Origin of the sequence: Aestuariicoccus sp. MJ-SS9 (assembly GCF_032586235.1) — a bacterium.
Taxonomy (GTDB): domain Bacteria; phylum Pseudomonadota; class Alphaproteobacteria; order Rhodobacterales; family Rhodobacteraceae; genus Aestuariicoccus.
The window spans coordinates 49,593-67,833 of the sequence record NZ_JAWHTD010000008.1 but is presented as its reverse complement, the minus strand read 5'-3'; the positions used below and the strand labels follow the sequence as shown (position 1 = coordinate 67,833).

The following is an 18,241-nucleotide window of genomic DNA, read 5'->3' as shown; positions in this document are numbered from 1 at the left end:
GGGTCACTTGGGGCGCGCAAAACCGGCGCGCCGCCTGCCGTTTCAGGCGAATTCGGCGATCAGCCGCTGCGCCTCGTCGCGGGGCGAGGCGAGCTTGTCTCGGTCCTCGCCGGGATAGAAGCGGGCGCGGGTCGCGGTGGCCATGGGCCTGGGCGTCAGGATATGCACCTTCGGCCCGGTGTTGGCCGTCTCGGCCTGCCAGCTCTGCGCCAGCGCGATCTGTGCGGCCTTGGTGGTGCCGTAATGGCCAAAGAACTTCTGCCCGCCCTGCGGATCGTCAAAAAAGACCGCCTGACCGTCGGTGCTCAGCAGCGGCGCGATGTAGGGGATCAGATGCCCCATGGCGGCGATGTTGGTGTCCAGCGATTTCCGCCAGTCCTTGGCGTCCATATGGCTGGCCGGGGTAAGGGGGGCCGCGTGGATCGCCGTATGCACCCAGAGCGCGGCACCGCCCCAGCGGTCATAAACCGACCGGCAGAGCTGCGCCATGGCGTCGGGTTTGGTGATGTCCATCGGCGCCAGCGTGGCCGCGCCGCCCCGGGCCTGGATGCGGTCGTCCAGATCCTCGAGCCCGCCCACGGTGCGGGCGACGGCGACGATGTGGTGGGTGTCCGACAGCGCCTCGGCCAGGGCAAAGCCCAGACCGCGCGACGCGCCGGTGATGATGGCAAGAGGCTGTGTCATGGGCGCGTCTTGGGGCCAAGCGGCGGAAAGGTCAAGCCGCCGGGCTTAGCCGGGCACGTCGAGCCAGCGCGCGCGGCCCCGGTCGTCGATCGCAAGGCGGCCGTCTTCGATGGCGATCACGCGGTCGCCGCCGATCCGGTCGCCGGTGGTGACGGTGCTGATCCGCCCGCCCGGCAGGCGCACCAGCGCCTCGGGCGCATCGGAGGTGCCGAAGGTGCCCAGCAGGACCGGGCCGCGGTTCGGCAGATCGGCTGTCACTGTCGCCGTGGCGGCGACGTTTTCGGGGGTATTCTCGTTTGCCATGAGGTCTCTCGTTTGACTGAGCGGCGCAGATATGCTGCGCCGCGGCAAAGCGAAAGGGGCGGGCCGGGCGGAACCGGCGCGTTGGCAGGGAATCGCCGATCAGGCCCGCGTCACTCGGCGGCTGTCTTCAGCTTGAAGCCCTTTTCGATCATGTCCGCCGGTTCGATCGGGTATTCGCCCGAGAAACACGCATCGCAATATTGCGGCTGCGCGTTGTTGCGGCCCTGCGCCTCGCCCACGGCGCGGTAAAGCCCGTCGAGCGAGATGAACCGAAGCGAATCGACGCCCAGATGCTCGCGCATCTCGTCCTCGGACATGGTGGCGGCCAGCAGCTTTTCGCGCTGCGGCGTGTCGACGCCGTAAAAGCAGGGCCAGGCCGTGGGCGGCGAGGCGATGCGGAAATGCACCTCGGCCGCGCCCGCGTCGAGGATCATCTCCTTGATCTTGCGGCTGGTGGTGCCGCGCACCACGCTGTCGTCCACCAGGATCACACGCTTGCCCCTGATGAGCGCGCGGTTGACGTTGAGCTTGAGCCGCACACCCATGTTGCGGATCTGCTCGGTCGGTTCGATGAAGGTGCGGCCCATGTACTGGTTGCGGATGATGCCCATGCCGTAGGGAATGCCCGATTCGTGGGCAAAACCGATGGCCGCCGGGGTGCCGCTGTCGGGCACGGGGCAGACGAGATCGGCATCGACAGGGGTCTCGCGGGCCAGCTCGACACCGATCTGGCGGCGGGTCTCATAGACGCTGCGCCCGCCGATGATGCTGTCGGGACGCGAGAAATAGACATGCTCGAAAATGCAGAAGCGCGCCCGCGCGGGGCGGAAGGGGCGGTGCGACTGGACACCGCCGTCGGCGGTGACGACGACCATCTCGCCCGGCTCGATCTCGCGCACGAACTCGGCGCCGATGATGTCGAGCGCGCATGTCTCCGAGCTCAGGCACCAGCCGTCGGCCAGCTTGCCCAGCACCAGCGGGCGCACGCCCAGCGGGTCGCGCACGCCGATAAGCTTGGTGCGGGTCATGGCCACGACCGAAAACGCGCCCTCGACCTTGCGCAGCGCCTCTTCCATGCGGTCGGGGATGGTGCGGCCCATGGAGCGTGCCATCAGGTGGATGATGCACTCGCTGTCCGAGGAGGACTGAAAGATCGAGCCCCGTTCGATCAGCTCGCGCCGCAGTTGGTCGGCATTGGTGATGTTACCGTTATGCGCGATCGCCGCGCCGCCCATGGCGAACTCGCCGAAGAAGGGCTGCACGTCGCGGATGGCTGTCTGGCCCTTGGAACCGGCGGTGGAATAGCGCACATGCCCGATGGCCAGCGGCCCGGGCAAGGTTTCCATCAGCTTGGCGTTGGTGAAATTGTCGCGCACATAGCCGAAGCGGTGCACCGAGTTGAAGCCGGGACCGGGGTTGTGGGCGACGATGCCGCCGGCCTCCTGTCCGCGGTGCTGCAGGGCGTGCAGACCGAGTGCCACGAAATTCGCGGCGTCCTTGGGGCCGACGACCCCGAAGATGCCGCATTCTTCTCGCAGTTTGTCGTCGTCGAAGGGATGGGCGGGGGGCATGGTGGCGTCGGACAAAGGCAGCTCCGAATCCTTATCGCAGGGCGTTACCCCCTCTTAAGCGTTGAAGCGGTGCATGTCACGAAACGATGACAGTGCCAGTCCGGTCGGCGCGACGCGAGCAGGGACGTTTTCCGGGATCGTTGAAAAAGGCGTCAGGCGGTGCTACCGTATCGGTTGTATTTTAGGAGTTCATTATGATACGCATTTTTAATGGGGTCTTTTGCGTCGCTTTCCTCTGGCCCTTTGTCGGCCCCGCTACGGCGGCCTCCGGGTGCCAGGATTGGATGACCGCCTTGATCCATGCGGTTGAAGCCCAGGAAAGCGAAGTCCGCAAAAGACTGATCCAGTGCCTGGCCCATTAAGATCATTTCGAAACGACCGGCAAGCCCGTCCAAAGTGGCCCCGACGACAAAAGGCATTTCGTGATCTCGCTGGGTCATCCGCCGACGCTGGCGCTGCGCAGCATTTCAACGGTTGTCGAAGAAGACGCCGCATCGGACGACGAAGAAGATGCTGCATCGGAAGACCAAGCAGTCGCCAAGCAGACCAGATATAGTTTGGCCGCTGCTGTCGCGGCGGATAGCGGTTCTGGCACGAGCTGCGCCAACTGGTATGCGATGCCCATCGGCCAGAGCGGGGATCCGGATCGGATGGAACTGGATAGACCCATCTGGGCCGGCCCGGATCCCTTGCGGGATCAACTGCTTGACCATTTCGGCGGTCAGATCGGCACCGCCTGGACGGGCGACCCGCTGCGGGTCGATCCGATGGTCTTGTCGGTCATCCTGTCACCGGACATCGAGTATCAGCCCAGCGACGTCATGAAGGCTTTCGAGGCGGCGCAGAAATGGGTGAACTACAAGTCTAAAGAGCCTTACAGCGTAGACTATTTCATAGATAATGACGCGGCGGTGCTGGGCACGGACCGGTTTTCGGACCGGATTGGATATACCCTTGGCGGGATCGCCATGCAGGGCGAGCATATGGGGGTATCGCCGGAACACGGAAGCGGAGTTCTGCACATTCCAAATCTCACGGTCTATTCGCGTGACCTTTCGACCATGATGTCCGGGAATTGACGGCAATGTGGTTTGATGATGTGATCAAGGAAGTGGTGGTGTTGGCGACCAGCGCCGGCATTTCCTTTGGAATATGCGCCTTTGTGGCAGCGGCGGCACTGGACGATTATACGCGCAACCGGGCGCTGCCGGCGCTCTTTGGCCTCTCGATAATCGGGGCCGCCGCCGGGATCACCGGCGGTCTCAGCCGCGACGGCGCGGTGGGCGAAATCATACCGGCGGCGCTGGCGCTTGTGGGCAGCGTTGCGGCCTATGTGTTCGGGGTCGAAAAAGACACCGGTGCCGGTGCACGGGCCGGGTTCGCGGCGGCGGCCTTCGCTTTGTCGCTCAGCTTTGGCTATGCGGCGGGGGCCGCGCGCCGCAGCCCCACAGAGATCACCGCAAGCCGTGTCGCGGCCTGTGATGCACTTTTTGCGAATGCCTTGGTGCTGGCAGACAAGGTCGCATTTCGCCGCGCAGTGGATGTGCATGGCTGGCATTGCGCGGGGTTCTACGCCGGCCAAATCACGGACGTCGCCGATCCGTCATGGACCCCGCCGGGCGATGATGGCAAGGCCAACGGGTCAGACCTCAGGACCGCCGGCTACAACGCTATTCGGCAGAAGATATTTCTGGATATGGTGACCGCCCGAAATTGATGCCCGGCCGGTAGGGCGGGCGGGCTCCGCCGAAGCCGGCGGGGCGCCCGGCTCAGGCGTCGTTCGGCCCCGGTGCGTCGCAGACGCCGACCAGTTCCTCGTATTGCGTCGTGATCCAGCCCAGGGCCTGTTCGGGGTTCTGCTCTTCGATGCGCTCGGTCAGGCGGGTGAAGACCGCCGCCGAGCGGCTGTCGTCGACCATCGCGATGTCCTGCGTCGTAATCACCGTCTCGTAGACGAAGAACGCGACCGCCACCAACAGCACCCCGCGCGCGACGCCGAAGAGAAAGCCCAGCCCCTGGTCCAGCCCGCCAAGTGCCGAACGCTGCACCAGCGACGAAAAGAGCGGCGTGAAGAAGGACACCACCACCAGAGCCACCGCAAAGACGGCGGCGAAGGCGGCGATGATGCTCAGCTCGCAGCTGTCGGACAGGAATTCGCCGATCACCGGCACCTCCTTGACCAGCGGCTGCACCTGCGGGGCGAAGATAAAGGCCAGAAGGGCGGCGGCGATCCAGCCGGCGATGGCCATGGTCTCGCGCACCAGTCCGCGGGAATACGCCAGCAACGCCGACAGGACGATGACAATGGCGACGACGCCATCAATTACGGTAAAACCTTCCATCCGGTCTCTGCCCTTTGCTCTTTTAACCGCGTTATCCCGCGCCGAACACATCGCCCACGAACGCGGTCAGGTCGGCCATCTGTGTGAGCGTCATGCCACTGGCGGCGGCGGCCTTTCCGCCCGACGGCAGGATCGCCGACGAGAAACCAAGTTTGCGCGCCTCTTTCAACCTGTTTTCGGCCTGCGCCACCGGGCGCAGGGCACCTGATAGGCTGATTTCGCCGAAAACGACAGTCTCGGGCGGCAGCGCCGCGTCTTCGCGCGCCGAAAGTAGCGCCGCAGCCACAGCCAGATCCGCCGCCGGTTCGCTGACCTTCATGCCGCCCGCGACATTCAGATAGACGTCGAGCCCCGCAAAGGGGATGCCGCAGCGCGCCTCGAGCACCGCCAGGATCATGGCAAGGCGGCTGCCGTCCCAGCCCACGACCGAGCGGCGCGGCTGGGCGTGCGGGGTGGGGGCGACCAGCGCCTGGAATTCCACCAGCAACGGCCGCGTGCCCTCGATCCCGCTGAAGACCACCGAGCCGGGGCTGGGCTGGCCGCGTTCGCTGAGGAACAGCGCCGACGGATTCAAGACCTCGGCCAGCCCGGCGCCGGTCATCTCGAAGACGCCGATTTCGTCGGCGGGGCCAAAGCGGTTCTTGACCGCGCGCAAGATCCGGAACTGGTGCCCGCGCTCGCCTTCGAAATAGAGCACCGTGTCGACCATGTGTTCGACCACGCGGGGGCCCGCGATCTGGCCGTCCTTGGTGACATGGCCGACCATGATCACCGCCGTGCCGTGGCGCTTGGCAAAGCTCGTCAGTTCATGCGCGGCGGCGCGGACCTGGCTGACCGAGCCGGGCGCGCTGTCGACATTGTCGGCCCACATGGTCTGGATCGAATCGATGATCGCCAGCTTCGGCTTTTCCTGTTCCAGCGTGGTCAGGATGTTGCGCAGGTTGGTCTCGGCCGCCAGCCGCACAGGGGCCTGATCCAGCCCCAGCCGCTGCGCGCGCATCCGCACCTGCGCGCTGGCCTCTTCGCCGCTGACATAGATCGTACCCAGCCCGGCCTGCGCGAAATGCGCCGCGGCCTGCAAAAGCAGCGTCGACTTGCCGATCCCCGGATCGCCGCCCACCAGCACCGCCGAACCGGGCACCAGCCCGCCACCCAGTACGCGGTCAAGCTCGCTCAGCGCGCTGGCGGTGCGCGGCGGGGGGGCCTCGGTGCTGGAAAGATCGCTCAGCGCGACGCTGCGCCCGCGCGCCGCCCCCAGGGATTTCTTCGCCGGGCCCGCCGACAGGGGTTTTTCCTCGACGATGGAATTCCACTCGCCACAGGCCTCGCAGCGGCCCGACCACTTGCTGGTGGTGGCGCCGCAGGACTGGCAGACGAAAGAGGCAGAGGCTTTGGCCATGCCGCCGCTTTTGGCGCATCCGCGCGCGCCCCGCAAGCGCGCTTAGCGGTGATGGGTCACTCGGCGGCGCGGCGGGCCAGCAGCTTGACGATCTGCGGATCGTTCTCGGCGATGTCGTCCAGCTCTTCGGGGCCATAATGCGGCGCGGCGGCGGGTTCGGCGGCGCGCTCCGGCGGTTCGGCTTCATCCGGCAGGATCTCGGGCAGCACCTCGGCCAATGCGTCGCAAAGCCGGTCGAGCTGGGCCCGCGCCACCTGTTCGTCGATCTCGATCCGGTCGAGCCAGGGCCGCATCTCGGACAGAACCCCCTTGGCGTTGTCGAGCCTTGCGTTGAAATCCTCGATCTCCTGCTGGCGGGCGATCAGGAAATCGCGGGCGCGCGCGACGTTGCGGTCGGAATAGACCTGCGCCAGCTCGCGGCTGATGTGGCTCATCTGCGCGGCCACTTCGAGGATCGGCGTCTCGAGCTCCGTCAGGTCGGGGTGATCGCGCAGAAACGCGATGCGCTCGCGTATCGAATCGAATTCCGAGGACATGGAGAACACGCCTTCACGATCCGCCGCATGGGCCGCCGCATAGGCGCGGGCGACGTCCTGCATGCCGATGTGAAAGCGCCGGTGCGAATTTTCCAGCGCCATGACCCGCGCGTTCATCGGCAGGAAAAAGCACAACAACACAAAAAGCCCGGTGATCCCGAGCTGCACCGCGATCCCCGCCTGCGGGACCACGATGTCGCCGAATTGCAGCGGCAGAACCAGCCAGTCCGCTTCGCCCGCCGCACAGGCCAGCGCATAGCCGGTCAGCGCGAGTGCGCTCAGGGCGACGGCCGCGATGGCCACCTGCTGAAGGATCATCTGCATCAGCGCAGCCGCTGACCGAAACGTGGAGAACATGAATTTTCCCCCGAATAATCGACACTTGAAATCCATCGGCAAGATTACGCCGATCCCACGACCTTACCTAATCAAAAATTAACTATTTGGCGGGGGCGGAAACAATTTCATGCATGCGGCGGCATTGTTTCCTGATTGGCATCAATCCCGGGGCGAAGCCCGATCAGCAGCGACGCCAGGATGCAGCCGGTGAAAAGGTAAAGCCCCCAGGCGACCTCGATCCGGCCGACACCGATGCCCTTCACGATGGTGATGTAAAGCGCGATCAGAAAGATATCGGCCATCGCCAGCTTGCCCAGAACGGTCAGCGCGGGCAGGGCGCGGGCATCCAGCAGGCCGAAGTGATAAAGCGCCAGCCCGATTGTCTTGAGATAAGGCGCAAAGAGCGCAAAAACCGTCACCAGCAGCGCCAGCACCACGTCGCTCGACCAGAGCGCCTGCAGCCCGCTGATCACGCTGATCTCGCTCAGCCCGAAAAGTGGCAGCAGCCCGGCGCGCAGCAGCGGCGCGAACCACGCAACCGGATAGAGCACCAGCAGCGACAGGTTCAGCCAGCGCAGCGTCAGAGCCATGTCGCCACCCAAAGCCCCAGCAGCCCGGCCAGCGCCAGCCCGTGCACCGCGTCGATCCAGCGCCAGCGCGCGCCGGGCACGACGGCCGACAGCGCGAGGATGGCAGTCATCGCCAGCAACGCCATCATGCCCGTCCCCAAGGCCATGACCCGTGCTGCGCGGGGATAGACGGGCAGGCCGGTCATCCCCAAAGCGGGGGCAAGGATCGTCGCGACCCCGGCCAGCGCGGCGGCCAGCGCCAGCGCCGCCAGCCAGCGCGACGGCCCGGACGCGCCGATGACGCGCGCCAGCGCCAACAAGGCCAGCAGTTCGGGATAGACGAAATTCTTGGCAAAGATGAACGCGAGGAAAACGGGGCTCGGTTCGAGAAAGCTCATCGCACCGCCTCGATCGGGCCGTTGGCGCGGCCGTGGATGAATTGGTCGAGATAAGGATCGCCGCTGTCGTCCATCTCGGCCACGGGCCCGGTCCACTTGATCACCCCGTCGTGCAGCATCGCCACGTTGTCGGCGATGGCGCGCACGCTGCTCATGTCGTGGGTGATGGTCATGGCCGTGGCCCCCATCTCGACCACGATTTCGCGGATCAGATCGTTGATGACGCCCGCCATGATCGGGTCGAGCCCGGTTGTCGGTTCGTCGAAAAAGATGATCTCGGGCTCGGCGGCGATGGCGCGGGCGAGGCCGACGCGTTTCTGCATGCCGCCCGACAGCTCAGCGGGGAGCTTGTCGGCCACCTCGGGTTTCAGCCCGACCCGGCGCAGCTTTTCCACCGCGATGGCGCGGGCCTCGTCGCGCGGGCGCTTGAGCGAGCCGCGCAGAAGGCGGAACGAGACGTTCTGCCACACAGGCAGCGAATCGAACAAAGCGCCGCCCTGAAACAGCATCCCGAAGCGCGCCAGAAAGGCGTCGCGGTCGCGCGGATGGGTGGCGTCCTGCCCGTCGACCCGGATGGTGCCGCTGTCGGGCCGGACCAGCCCCAGCACGCATTTCAGCGCCACCGACTTGCCGGTGCCCGACCCGCCGATGATCACCATCGAGGTGCCACGCGCGATATCAAGATTAACACCCTGCAGCACATGGTTGGAATCGAAGGATTTCTTGACGTCCCGCAGCTCGATCATACCGAAAAGAACACCCCTGTCAGAACGAAGTTCGCCGCCAGGATCAGCACCGCCGCCGCCTCGACCGAGCCTTTGGTCGCGCGGCCAACGCCCTGTGCGCCGCGGCCCGAGTGCATGCCGTAGTAGCAGCCCATCAGCGCGGCGATCCCGCCGAATGCGGCGCCCTTGATCAAGGACGAGAGAATATCAAGGAATTCAAGGAAGTCCGCCGTGTTCTTGATGTAGGCGGCGGCGTTGAACCCCAGCGATCCCGTGGCCACGAAATAGCCCCCCGCGATGCCGATCACATCGCCCACGGCGACCAGCATCGGCACCACGATCAATGCGGCCAGCAGGCGCGGCGCGGTGAGGTACTTCATCGGATGGGTGGACAGCGTCACCAGCGCGTCGATCTGCTCGGTCACCTTCATCGTGGCGATCTCGGCGGCGATGGACGAGGTCACGCGCGCCGCGATCATCAGCCCGACCAGCACCGGCCCCAGTTCGCGCACCATGCCGATGGCGACGATCTGCGGCACCACCGCCTCGGCGTTGAAACGTGCGCCGCCGGCGTAGATCTGCAGCGCCAGCGCGCCGCCGGTGAAGATCGCGGTCAGCCCCACCACCGGCAGCGACAGCCAGCCGATGTTCAGCAGCGCATTGGCGAATTCGCGGCCGTAGAAGGGCGGGCGCAGGATATGGGTGATCGCGTCGACGGCAAAGAGCGACACACGCCCGACCGCGGCCAGGAACGCCAGGGTAAGCGCCCCCAGCGCGGCAAGAGGGGCCGCGACGTTCATGCGCCGGTATAGCGCCGGTTGTAGCGCGCGCCCAGCGATGTCAGGATCTCATACCCGATGGTGCCGGCGGCCTCGGCGACGGTGTCGATGGATTGATGCCGGCCCAGCAGTTCGACGCTGACGGGCGGGGCCTTGGCATTGCTGACGTCGATCCCGATCAGGTCCATGGAAATCCGGCCCAGGATCTTGCACCGCGTCTCGCCCGCCCAGACCGAGGCCTTGGGCCCCATCGCGCGGATGATGCCGTCGGCGTATCCGGCCGCGATGGTGGCGACGTGGATGTTTTCCTCGGCCACGAAAGTGTTGCCGTAGCCGATGGTCTCGCCCACCGCGACCTCGCGGATCTGAATCACGGGGATGTCCAGCGTGACCACGGGCACCGCGTCGACGTAGGGCAGCCCGCCGTAAAGCCCGATGCCCGGGCGGGTGACGTCGAAGTGAAAGCTTTCGTCCATCAGCACGCCCCCGGTTGCTGACAGCGAGCGGGGCGCGTCGATGCCATCGGTCATCGCGCGGAAATTGTCGTTCTGGCGGGTGTTCATCGGATGAGCGGCCTCGTCCGCGCAGGCCAGGTGGCTCATCACCAAAGCGGGGTTCTGCGCCAGCGCGATGTCGCGCAGCGCGCTCCATTCCGCGAGCTCCATCCCCAGCCGGTTCATCCCAGTGTCGAGCTGGATGCCAAAGCCATGGCCCGGCAGGCTTTCCACATGGCGCAGCATCTGGTCGATGGAATTGAGCATCGGCACCAGGTTCGCCCCGGCGATCAGATCGGCGTCGCCCTCCATATGGCCCGAAAAGACGCAGATCTCGGGGCCGGGGCCAAGGATCCGGCGCAGTTCCGCGCCTTCTTCGGCCAACGCCACGAAGAACCGCCGCGCGCCTTCCTTGGCCAGCGCCGTCGCCACCGGCCCCACGCCGAGACCATAGGCGTCGGCCTTGACCACGGCCGCGGTTTCCGCGTCGGTCTTGCGGTCCAGCGCGCGCCAGTTCGCGCGGATCGCGTCGAGGTCGATTGTCAGGGTCGCTTGTGCCATGGGCAGGGGTGTTTCACCCGATGGCCCGCAGGGTCAAGACGAAAAAGCGCGCGCGCCCCGGATGAGCGGTTGAGCGGGGCGTTGGGCGCGGCTACTGCTGAGGCATGAAAGACGCGACACCGCCCGATTTCGAAGCCGCGCTGCGGCGCAAGATCGACCTCAAGACCAAGCCGCAGGGCGCGCTTGGCCGGATCGAGGATCTGGCCGCAAGCATCGCGCGGCTGCAGGGCACGCTGAGCCCGCGCATGGAAAGCTGCGAGCTGATGCTATTCGCCGCCGATCACGGCATCGCCGCCGAAGGCGTGTCGGCCTATCCGCAAGAGGTGACGCGGCAGATGGTGCTGAACTTCGCCGCCGGCGGGGCCGCCGCCTGCGTCTTTGCGCGGTCGCTGGGGCTGGGTCTGCATGTGGTGAACGCGGGGGTCAAGGGCGGGGTCTTCGGGATGGAGGGCATTCTGGACCGGCCCGTGGCCGAGGGCACCGCCAGTTTCCTCGGCGGTCCGGCGATGACCCAAGTGCAAGTGGATCAGGCGCTGGCGACGGGCGGCGCACTGGCAACAGCCAGCACGGCCGATGCGCTCGCCTTCGGCGAGATGGGGATCGGCAACACGTCATCTGCCGTGCTGATCGCGCACAAGATGCTGGGCCGCCCGGTGGCCGATCTGGTGGGTCGGGGCACCGGGCTGGACGATGCGGGGCTGGCGCGCAAACGCGCGGTTCTGGAACGGGCGGCGGCGCGGACCGGCGACCTCGATGCTTTGAACACCCTGCGCCACTACGGCGGATTCGAGATCGCCATGATGGCCGGTGCCATGATCGGGGCGGCGTCGCGCCGGCAGGTGGTGATCGTCGACGGCTTCATCGTCACCGCCGCCGCCCTGCTGGCCTGCGCCATGGAACCGGCGGCGCGCGCGGCGATGGTCTTTGCCCATGCCTCGGCCGAGCCCGGCCACCGCGCCATGACCGAGGCGCTGGAGGCGCGCCCCTTGCTCGACCTCGACATGCGGCTGGGCGAGGGCACCGGCGCGGCGCTGGCCTGGCCGCTGCTGCGCGCGGCGGTGGACATGCTCAACGGCATGGCGAGCTTTGACGACGCCGGGGTCTCGGGGCCGGTATGAAGGACTCTCTGAGGATCGAGCTGAACCTTTTGCTGTTGGCGGTGCAGTTCCTGACCCGCCTGCCGGTGCCGCGCGACCTGCCGTTTTCCGACGATCTGCTGATCCGCGCGACGAAATACTACCCGCTGGTCGGCTGCCTCATTGGCGCGATCGGCGGGGCAGTGCTTTGGCTTGCGGCGCTCTGGCTGCCGGCCACTGCGGCGGTGCTGCTGTCGCTGGCGGCGACCCTGCTGGCCACCGGGGCCTTTCACGAGGACGGGCTGGCGGATGCCGCCGACGGGCTGGGCGGCGGGCTGACCGCCGAACGCGCGATGGAGATCATGCGCGACAGCCGCATCGGCACCTATGGCGCGGTGGCGCTGGGCACGGCTTTGGCGCTGAAGGTGGCGCTGCTGTCGACGCTGCCGCCGGGCACGGCGGCGGCCCTGCTGGTGGCCGGGCACGGGCTGGGCCGGATGGCGTCGGTGCATGTGATTGCGACGACGGGCTATGCCCGCGACAAGGGCGCGAAATTCGTCGCCCCCACGGTCACCGCCGACGGCTACCGCGTGGCCTTGGGCACGTCCCTGGCGATCCTGTTGGCGATGATGCTGGGCTTCGGCATCGGCGCGGCCTTTTTCGCCATCCTCGTGTCGATCGCGATCGCCCAGGTCTTCCGCGCGCTGATCCTGCGCAAGCTGGGCGGCTATACCGGTGATTGCCTCGGCGCGACGATGATCCTGGGCGAGCTGGGCGTCTACCTCGGGGCGGTTGCGTGGCTCTGACGCTGGTGCGGCATACCACGCCCGACGTGACGCCGGGCACGTGCTACGGGCGCACGGATCTGCCGCTGGCGGGCAGTTTCGAGACCGAGGCCGAGGCGGTGCTGGCTTCGCTGCCGCCGGTCGGGCGCATCGTCACCTCGCCGCTCTACCGCTGCCGCAGGCTGGCCGAGCGGATCGCGTCGCGGCAGGGCGCGGAACTGGACGTGTCGGAGGCCTGTATCGAGATGGATTTCGGCGCCTGGGAAGGGCGGCTCTGGTCCGAACTGCCGCGGGCCGAGCTCGACGGCTGGGCCGCCGATTTCATGGGCTATCGCGGACACGGCGGCGAGAGCGTGGCCCAGTTGCTGACGCGGGTGCGCGCGGGGTTGGCCGCGCTGCCGCCGGGGACGCTGGTGGTCACACATTCGGGTGTCATCAAGGCCGCGCTGGCGGCGCGGGGCGATGCGGATGGCTGGGAACACCAGCCGCCGTTCGGAGGAATTGTGCGGGTCTGAGATTTGGCCGGGTGTGGTCGCCGTCTGAAGGCGATCCCTCTTTGCCCCCAATTCGCGGAATCAAGGCCGCAGGCCGCCGCGACCAGCGCCTGCCCGTCCCGTCGGGCTGGCGCTTTGGCGACGTGGGCGCGCCGATTATTCGAAGCGATGACTTGGCAAAGATAAAGCGCACAGACCAGCTGTCGCAGCGCCACCCCACGGGCAGGCGCTGGTCGCGGCTTGTGATGCGCCGCCAAACCTTTCCGAACCCCTGCTCAGGCACTCTCCGTCTGTCCGGCCTCGGCGGCCTCGGGATGCAGCCTGTCGTCCTGCAGATGCCAGGTGGCGGGCGGGGACATGCGGGCGCGCAGCCGTGTCAGCCGCCAGGCCTGCCGGCCGGGGGTGTGGGCCGGGTCCATCTGCCAGCGCGTCTCGACCCCGGGGGCGCCGCCCGCGCCGGGGGTCAGCAACAGCCCCAGCGGACGGCACATCCCATGGCCCGCCCCGGCCTCGGCGGCAAGGTGCAGGCGGCGCACCGGGGTCAGCGGCGGCGGTTCGGGCAGATCGGCCACCACCACGGGCACGCATCCGGCGCGCAGCGCCTCTTCCATGCACCACAGAATGTCCTCGGGCCGGCGGGGGGTCACGAAGGTCACCGCGCCGGGGGGCATCAGCGCCGCCATGCCGTCGGGATTGAGCGGGTCGCCCCCCCAGTCGCGCCCGATCCAGAACACCGGCCCGCCGCCGGCGGCGGCCAGCCGCAGCGCCAGCGTGCGCCGAGCCCGGCCGCAAAGCTCGTGCACCCGGGCCAGCGGCAGCCGGACCTCGCCCCAGAGCGTGAGCGCGGGGGGCGGGTCGTGCGGACGGCGGCTGAGGGTGGCGGCGGCAGGCATAGGGATAAGGATATATGTTCTGTTTTTGTTCTCAAGTGATTCCTCTGTCCGATGCCCCTTGCCGAGCCCGGCCGGGGCGGCCATTCTGCGCCCTGAACAACCCAGCCGGAGCCCCATGCGCGCGCTGATCCTCGCCTTCCTGTGCTGTCTCGCCTCTCCGCTGGCGGCGGAGCGTGTCACCGTCTTCGCCGCTGCCAGTCTTGGCGACGTGCTGGAGGACGCGGGCGAGGCCTGGACGGGCGACAGCGGGAACGAGCTGGTGATCGTGGCGGCGGGAAGCTCGGTCCTGGCGCGTCAGATCGTGCAGGGGGCGCCGGCGGATGTGTATCTTTCGGCCAGCCCCGACTGGATGGACTGGGCCGAGGCGCAGGGCGCGGTGGACCCGGCCACGCGGCGCACCTTGATGGGCAACAGCCTGGTGCTGGTGGGGCAGGCGGGGGGCGGGGACCTGGCCCTGACGGATCTGCCCGAGCGGCTGGGCGAGGGGCGGCTGGCCATGGCCCTGACCGAGGCGGTGCCCGCAGGCATCTACGGCCGCGCGGCGCTGACCGCGCTGGGGCTTTGGGAGCCGCTCCGCCTGCGGCTGGCCGAGACGGACAACGTGCGCGCCGCGCTGGCGCTGGTGGCGCTGGGCGAGGCGCCTTACGGCGTGGTCTATGCCACCGACGCCCTGGCCGAGCCGCGGGTGCGGGTCGTGGCGGCCTTCCCGCAAGGCAGCCATCCGCCCATCGCCTATCCCGGGGCGGTCACCACCGCCGCGCGCCATCCCGGCGCGGCGGCGGCCTTTCTCGACTGGATGCAGGGCGATGCGGCCCGCGCCATTCTGGCGCGGCACGGCTTTGCCCCGCCGCCCTGAGCGCCCGGCCCGTCATGCGATTGTATCGAAAGGGCAAAACGAGGCTTTGTTGCGCCGCCCGACTGGGGTAAGCGGTGACGGATGGAACGCTTTGGACCCGAGGAATGGCAGGCGGTCGCGCTGTCGCTGAAGGTGGCCTTCTGGGCCACCGTGCTGAGCCTGCCCGTGGGGCTGGCGACGGCGCTGGCGCTGGCGCGCGGGCGGTTCTGGGGGCGGCAGCTGCTCAATGGCGTGGTGCATCTGCCGCTGATCCTGCCGCCGGTGGTGACGGGCTATCTGCTGCTGCTGACCTTCGGGCTGCAGGGGCCGGTGGGCGGGTTCCTGGACCGGGTCTTTGGGGTGACGCTGGCGTTCCGCTGGACCGGGGCGGCGCTGGCGGCGGCGATCATGGCTTTTCCGCTGATGGTGCGGGCGATGCGGCTGGCGATCGAGGCGGTCGATCCCAAGCTCGAGGAGGCGGCCTCGACCCTCGGCGCGTCGCGGCTGACGGTGTTCCGGACGGTGACGCTGCCGCTGATCGCGCCGGGGGTGCTGGCGGGGGCGGTGCTGGCCTTCGCCAAGGCGATGGGCGAATTCGGCGCGACGATCACCTTTGTGTCGAACATCCCCGGCGAGACGCGGACGATCCCCTCGGCCATCTATGCCTTCCTGCAGGTGCCGGGCGGCGAAAGCGCGGCCTTCCGGCTGGTGCTTTTGTCGGTGGCGGTGGCGATGGCGGCGCTGTTTATGTCGGAGTGGCTGGCCCGCCGGATCGCGGCGCGGATCGCGGCGCGATGAGGGGTTGGGTGTTTCGGGCGCGGTGCGCGAACCCGCGGCGGGGCCGCGGAACCGCACACCCTACGGGGCGCGCGGCGTGACGCTGTCGGTGCAGATACGCGCCCGGTTGGGGGCGTTCGATCTGGACGTCGGGTTTGACGCGCCTGCCGGTGTGACGGTGCTTTTCGGGCGTTCGGGGTCGGGCAAGACCAGCTTGGTCAAGGCGGTCGCGGGGCTGGTGCGGCCCGACGCGGGCCGGATCGCGGTGGGGGGCCGTGTGCTTTTCGACGCCGGGGCCGGCATCGACGTGCCGGTGCCGCAGCGGCGGCTGGGCTATGTGTTCCAGGAAGGCCGTCTCTTCCCGCATCTGAGTGTGCGCGACAACCTGCTCTACGCCCGCCGCGTCACCGGCCGCAGGGGCGGCGATCTGGACCGGGTGGTCGATTTGCTGGGCATCGCGCCGCTGCTGGCGCGCCGGCCCGGCGCGCTCTCGGGCGGCGAGGCGCAGCGGGTGGCGATCGGGCGGGCGCTTTTGTCGGACCCGGATATGCTCTTGATGGACGAGCCGCTGGCGGCGCTCGATGCCGCGCGCAAGGCCGAAATCCTGCCCTATCTCGAGCGGCTGCGCAGCGAGACGGGCCTGCCGATCCTCTATGTCAGCCACAACATGGCCGAGGTCGCCCGGCTGGCGACCCATGTGGTCGTGCTGGAGGACGGCCGGGTGTTCCGCGCGGGTGCGGCGGAGGATCTGCTGTCGGACCCGTCGATGGTGCGGGTTCTGGGAGTGCGCGACGCGGGCGCTGTGCTGCCCGCGCGCGTCGCCGCCCAGGCCGGCGACGGGGTGACCGAGCTTGCGGTTTCGGGCGGGCGGCTCTGCCTGCCGGAGATCGAGGCGGCGGTGGGCACGGCCCTCAGGGTGCGGATCCTGGCGCAGGACGTGATCCTGGCAACCGAGCGGCCGCGCGCGATCTCGGCGCTCAATATCCTGCCGGTCACGGTTCTGGCGCTCAGGCGCGGGCATGGGCCGGGGGTGATCGTGCAGTTGCAGGCGGGCGGCGACCGGCTGTTGGCGCGGGTCACGCGGCGCAGCGCCGATGCGCTGGGGCTGGCGCCGGGCAAGCCCTGTTTCGCGGTGCTGAAATCGGTCGCCGTGGCCCAAAGCGACATCGGCCAGCGCCTGGCGCCGGAAGGCTGAGCGCCGACCGAATGCGGTCCGCCCCTTCGAAGCAGTGGCGCGCACGGTCCGGTTGGTGTGTCTCGGGGACGGGACAGGGAACATACCGCGGGGCGCACTCATATCGAGAAGCGAAAATGCAGCCACATTTCAGAGTTGTGCGGGAATGCCGCGGGGATGCGCACCTTTCGTGTCGTTGCCATGCAAACCGCTGATCTCGCGCATTTTTCGGTGCCGAGGGGGTGGAATCGACGGGCCCAGACCCTAAGGTGCGCCGGAATTCAGGGACAGGAGATCAGGCCATGAAACGCAATCCGCTGGGACGCACGGGGATCGAGGTATCCGAGCTTTGCCTGGGCACCATGACCTATGGCACGCAGACGGACCCTGCCGACGCCCATGCGCAGATGGACCGGGCGCTGGAGGCCGGGATCAACATGCTCGACACCGCCGAGATGTATCCGGTCAACCCTGTGAGCGCCGAAACCCAGGGCCGGAGCGAAGAGATCGTCGGCGAGTGGTTCGCCCGCACCGGGCGGCGCGACGCCTGGGTGCTGGCGACCAAGCATTCCGGCAAGGGGCTGGGACATGTGCGCGACGGTATCGGCATCACCGCCGAGACGATCCCGCAGGCGGTCGAGGGCTCGCTGAAGCGGCTGCGGACCGATGTGATCGACCTCTACCAGTTTCACTGGCCCAACCGTGGCAGTTATATGTTCCGGCAGAACTGGCGCTACGATCCGTCCGGCCAGAACCGCGCCGAGACCGTGCAGCACATGCACGATGCGCTGGGCGCGCTGTCGCGCGAGGTCGAGCGGGGGACGATCCGCGCCTTCGGGCTCTCGAACGAGAGCGCCTGGGGCACGGCGATGTGGCTGCGCGTCGCCGAAGAGACCGGCGGGCTGCGGGTGGCCTCGATCCAGAACGAATATTCGTTGCTCTGCCGGATGGCCGACACGGACCTGGCAGAGCTGATGGTGAACGAGGATGTCGGGCTTTTGCCGTTCTCGCCGCTGGCGGCGGGGCTGCTGACCGGCAAATACCAGGGCGGCGCGGTGCCCGATGGCTCGCGCATGTCGATCAACGGCAACCTAGGGGGCCGTAAGTCCGAAAGGGTTTTCGGCGCGGTCGACGCCTATCTCGGGGTGGCGCGGGACTTTGGCCTCGACCCGGTGCAGATGGCGCTGGCGTGGTCGGCGCGGCGGCCTTTCGTGACCTCGTCTATCTTCGGCGCGACGACCCTGGCCCAGCTCGACCATCTGCTGGGTGCGGCGGAGGTGGTGCTGAGCGAGGAGTTGCTGGAGCGGCTGGACGCGGAGCACAAGGCACATCCGATGCCGTATTGACCCCGTTCTGGCGGGGGGTGCGGGCGCTTGTTCTGTGCAGGGAAGCCCGAGCCTAGAGGCCGGATTGGGGGCCAGCCCCCAAACCCCCGGGATATTTATGGATCGATGAAGATAGGGGGTGTCGCTTTTGAAGGCGACGGGCGGCGGCGGCGGCCGCAGGG

Annotated in this window: 22 protein-coding genes; 9 read left to right on the top strand and 13 right to left on the bottom strand. The window is 68.0% G+C overall.

What is annotated here, in order from left to right:
* Positions 1–42 precede the first annotated feature (42 nt).
* From RXV88_RS08225 to RXV88_RS08210, 4 genes are all read right to left on the bottom strand, one after another.
* Positions 43–684, bottom strand: a complete 642-nt coding sequence (locus RXV88_RS08225) for an SDR family oxidoreductase (RefSeq protein ID WP_316291873.1) — start codon at positions 682–684, stop codon at positions 43–45.
* A gap of 45 nt (positions 685–729) precedes the next feature.
* A complete protein-coding gene (locus RXV88_RS08220) occupies positions 730–987 on the bottom strand; it encodes an amidophosphoribosyltransferase (RefSeq protein ID WP_316291871.1) in 258 nt (85 codons plus the stop codon).
* Between the two features lie 110 nt (positions 988–1,097).
* Positions 1,098–2,558 carry an amidophosphoribosyltransferase gene (gene purF, locus RXV88_RS08215; protein ID WP_316291997.1) on the bottom strand — a complete coding sequence of 487 codons (1,461 nt, stop codon included), beginning with the start codon at positions 2,556–2,558 and terminating at the stop codon, positions 1,098–1,100.
* A 152-nt stretch (positions 2,559–2,710) separates the two neighbouring features.
* On the bottom strand, positions 2,711–2,998 hold the full coding sequence (locus tag RXV88_RS08210; RefSeq protein ID WP_316291869.1) for a hypothetical protein: 288 nt from the start codon (positions 2,996–2,998) through the stop codon (positions 2,711–2,713).
* Here RXV88_RS08210 and RXV88_RS08205 point away from each other — a divergent pair.
* Positions 2,981–3,637 (top strand): hypothetical protein, encoded by a 657-nt coding sequence (locus tag RXV88_RS08205; protein ID WP_316291867.1) that lies wholly within the window; start codon positions 2,981–2,983, stop codon positions 3,635–3,637. The genes RXV88_RS08210 and RXV88_RS08205 overlap by 18 nt on opposite strands.
* A 5-nt stretch (positions 3,638–3,642) precedes the next feature.
* Positions 3,643–4,275 carry a hypothetical protein gene (locus RXV88_RS08200; protein ID WP_316291865.1) on the top strand — a complete coding sequence of 211 codons (633 nt, stop codon included), beginning with the start codon at positions 3,643–3,645 and terminating at the stop codon, positions 4,273–4,275.
* Between the two features lie 52 nt (positions 4,276–4,327).
* Here RXV88_RS08200 and RXV88_RS08195 read toward each other — a convergent pair whose 3' ends face one another.
* The 8 genes from RXV88_RS08195 to alr form a co-directional block, all read right to left on the bottom strand.
* Complete coding sequence (locus RXV88_RS08195; RefSeq protein ID WP_316291863.1) at positions 4,328–4,900, bottom strand: CvpA family protein; 573 nt, start codon at positions 4,898–4,900, stop codon at positions 4,328–4,330.
* Between the two features lie 31 nt (positions 4,901–4,931).
* Complete coding sequence (gene radA / locus RXV88_RS08190) at positions 4,932–6,299, bottom strand: DNA repair protein RadA (protein WP_316291862.1); 1,368 nt, start codon at positions 6,297–6,299, stop codon at positions 4,932–4,934.
* 56 nt (positions 6,300–6,355) lie between these two features.
* A complete protein-coding gene (locus RXV88_RS08185) occupies positions 6,356–7,192 on the bottom strand; it encodes a DNA repair protein (protein WP_316291860.1) in 837 nt (278 codons plus the stop codon).
* 107 nt (positions 7,193–7,299) lie between these two features.
* Positions 7,300–7,764, bottom strand: a complete 465-nt coding sequence (locus RXV88_RS08180; RefSeq protein ID WP_316291859.1) for a paraquat-inducible protein A — start codon at positions 7,762–7,764, stop codon at positions 7,300–7,302.
* A complete protein-coding gene (locus RXV88_RS08175) occupies positions 7,755–8,141 on the bottom strand; it encodes a hypothetical protein (RefSeq protein WP_316291858.1) in 387 nt (128 codons plus the stop codon). Before RXV88_RS08175 ends, RXV88_RS08180 begins: the two co-directional genes overlap by 10 nt.
* Positions 8,138–8,887 (bottom strand): ABC transporter ATP-binding protein, encoded by a 750-nt coding sequence (locus tag RXV88_RS08170; RefSeq protein WP_316291855.1) that lies wholly within the window; start codon positions 8,885–8,887, stop codon positions 8,138–8,140. The genes RXV88_RS08175 and RXV88_RS08170 overlap by 4 nt, the downstream gene beginning before the upstream one ends.
* The gene (locus RXV88_RS08165; RefSeq protein WP_316291853.1) at positions 8,884–9,666 is read right to left on the bottom strand and encodes an ABC transporter permease; all 783 of its coding nucleotides are present in this window, start codon (positions 9,664–9,666) and stop codon (positions 8,884–8,886) included. The genes RXV88_RS08170 and RXV88_RS08165 overlap by 4 nt, the downstream gene beginning before the upstream one ends.
* Positions 9,663–10,700, bottom strand: coding sequence for an alanine racemase (alr, locus tag RXV88_RS08160; RefSeq protein ID WP_316291851.1), 1,038 nt, complete (start codon positions 10,698–10,700; stop codon positions 9,663–9,665). Before alr ends, RXV88_RS08165 begins: the two co-directional genes overlap by 4 nt.
* Positions 10,701–10,804: 104 nt before the next feature.
* On the opposite strand from alr, the gene cobT reads away from it, so the two are divergent.
* The 3 genes from cobT to cobC are packed head-to-tail and all read left to right on the top strand — an operon-like array spanning position 10,805 to position 13,076.
* Positions 10,805–11,818: a nicotinate-nucleotide--dimethylbenzimidazole phosphoribosyltransferase gene (gene cobT, locus RXV88_RS08155; RefSeq protein ID WP_316291850.1), complete on the top strand. Its 1,014-nt coding sequence runs from the start codon at positions 10,805–10,807 to the stop codon at positions 11,816–11,818.
* Positions 11,815–12,582, top strand: a complete 768-nt coding sequence (gene cobS, locus RXV88_RS08150) for an adenosylcobinamide-GDP ribazoletransferase (protein ID WP_316291849.1) — start codon at positions 11,815–11,817, stop codon at positions 12,580–12,582. Before cobT ends, cobS begins: the two co-directional genes overlap by 4 nt.
* Positions 12,573–13,076, top strand: coding sequence for an alpha-ribazole phosphatase family protein (gene cobC, locus RXV88_RS08145; RefSeq protein WP_316291846.1), 504 nt, complete (start codon positions 12,573–12,575; stop codon positions 13,074–13,076). The genes cobS and cobC overlap by 10 nt, the downstream gene beginning before the upstream one ends.
* A 254-nt stretch (positions 13,077–13,330) precedes the next feature.
* Here the strand turns inward: cobC and RXV88_RS08140 are convergent, their stop codons facing one another.
* Complete coding sequence (locus tag RXV88_RS08140; RefSeq protein WP_316291845.1) at positions 13,331–13,948, bottom strand: hypothetical protein; 618 nt, start codon at positions 13,946–13,948, stop codon at positions 13,331–13,333.
* Between the two features lie 115 nt (positions 13,949–14,063).
* Here RXV88_RS08140 and modA point away from each other — a divergent pair, with 115 nt between their 5' ends.
* From modA to RXV88_RS08120, 4 genes are all read left to right on the top strand, one after another.
* On the top strand, positions 14,064–14,804 hold the full coding sequence (gene modA, locus RXV88_RS08135; RefSeq protein WP_316291844.1) for a molybdate ABC transporter substrate-binding protein: 741 nt from the start codon (positions 14,064–14,066) through the stop codon (positions 14,802–14,804).
* 81 nt (positions 14,805–14,885) lie between these two features.
* Positions 14,886–15,581 (top strand): molybdate ABC transporter permease subunit, encoded by a 696-nt coding sequence (modB, locus tag RXV88_RS08130; RefSeq protein WP_316291841.1) that lies wholly within the window; start codon positions 14,886–14,888, stop codon positions 15,579–15,581.
* Between the two features lie 76 nt (positions 15,582–15,657).
* Positions 15,658–16,755 carry a molybdenum ABC transporter ATP-binding protein gene (modC, locus tag RXV88_RS08125; protein WP_316291996.1) on the top strand — a complete coding sequence of 366 codons (1,098 nt, stop codon included), beginning with the start codon at positions 15,658–15,660 and terminating at the stop codon, positions 16,753–16,755.
* A gap of 281 nt (positions 16,756–17,036) precedes the next feature.
* Positions 17,037–18,080 carry an aldo/keto reductase gene (locus RXV88_RS08120; protein ID WP_316291840.1) on the top strand — a complete coding sequence of 348 codons (1,044 nt, stop codon included), beginning with the start codon at positions 17,037–17,039 and terminating at the stop codon, positions 18,078–18,080.
* Positions 18,081–18,241: the final 161 nt, after the last annotated feature.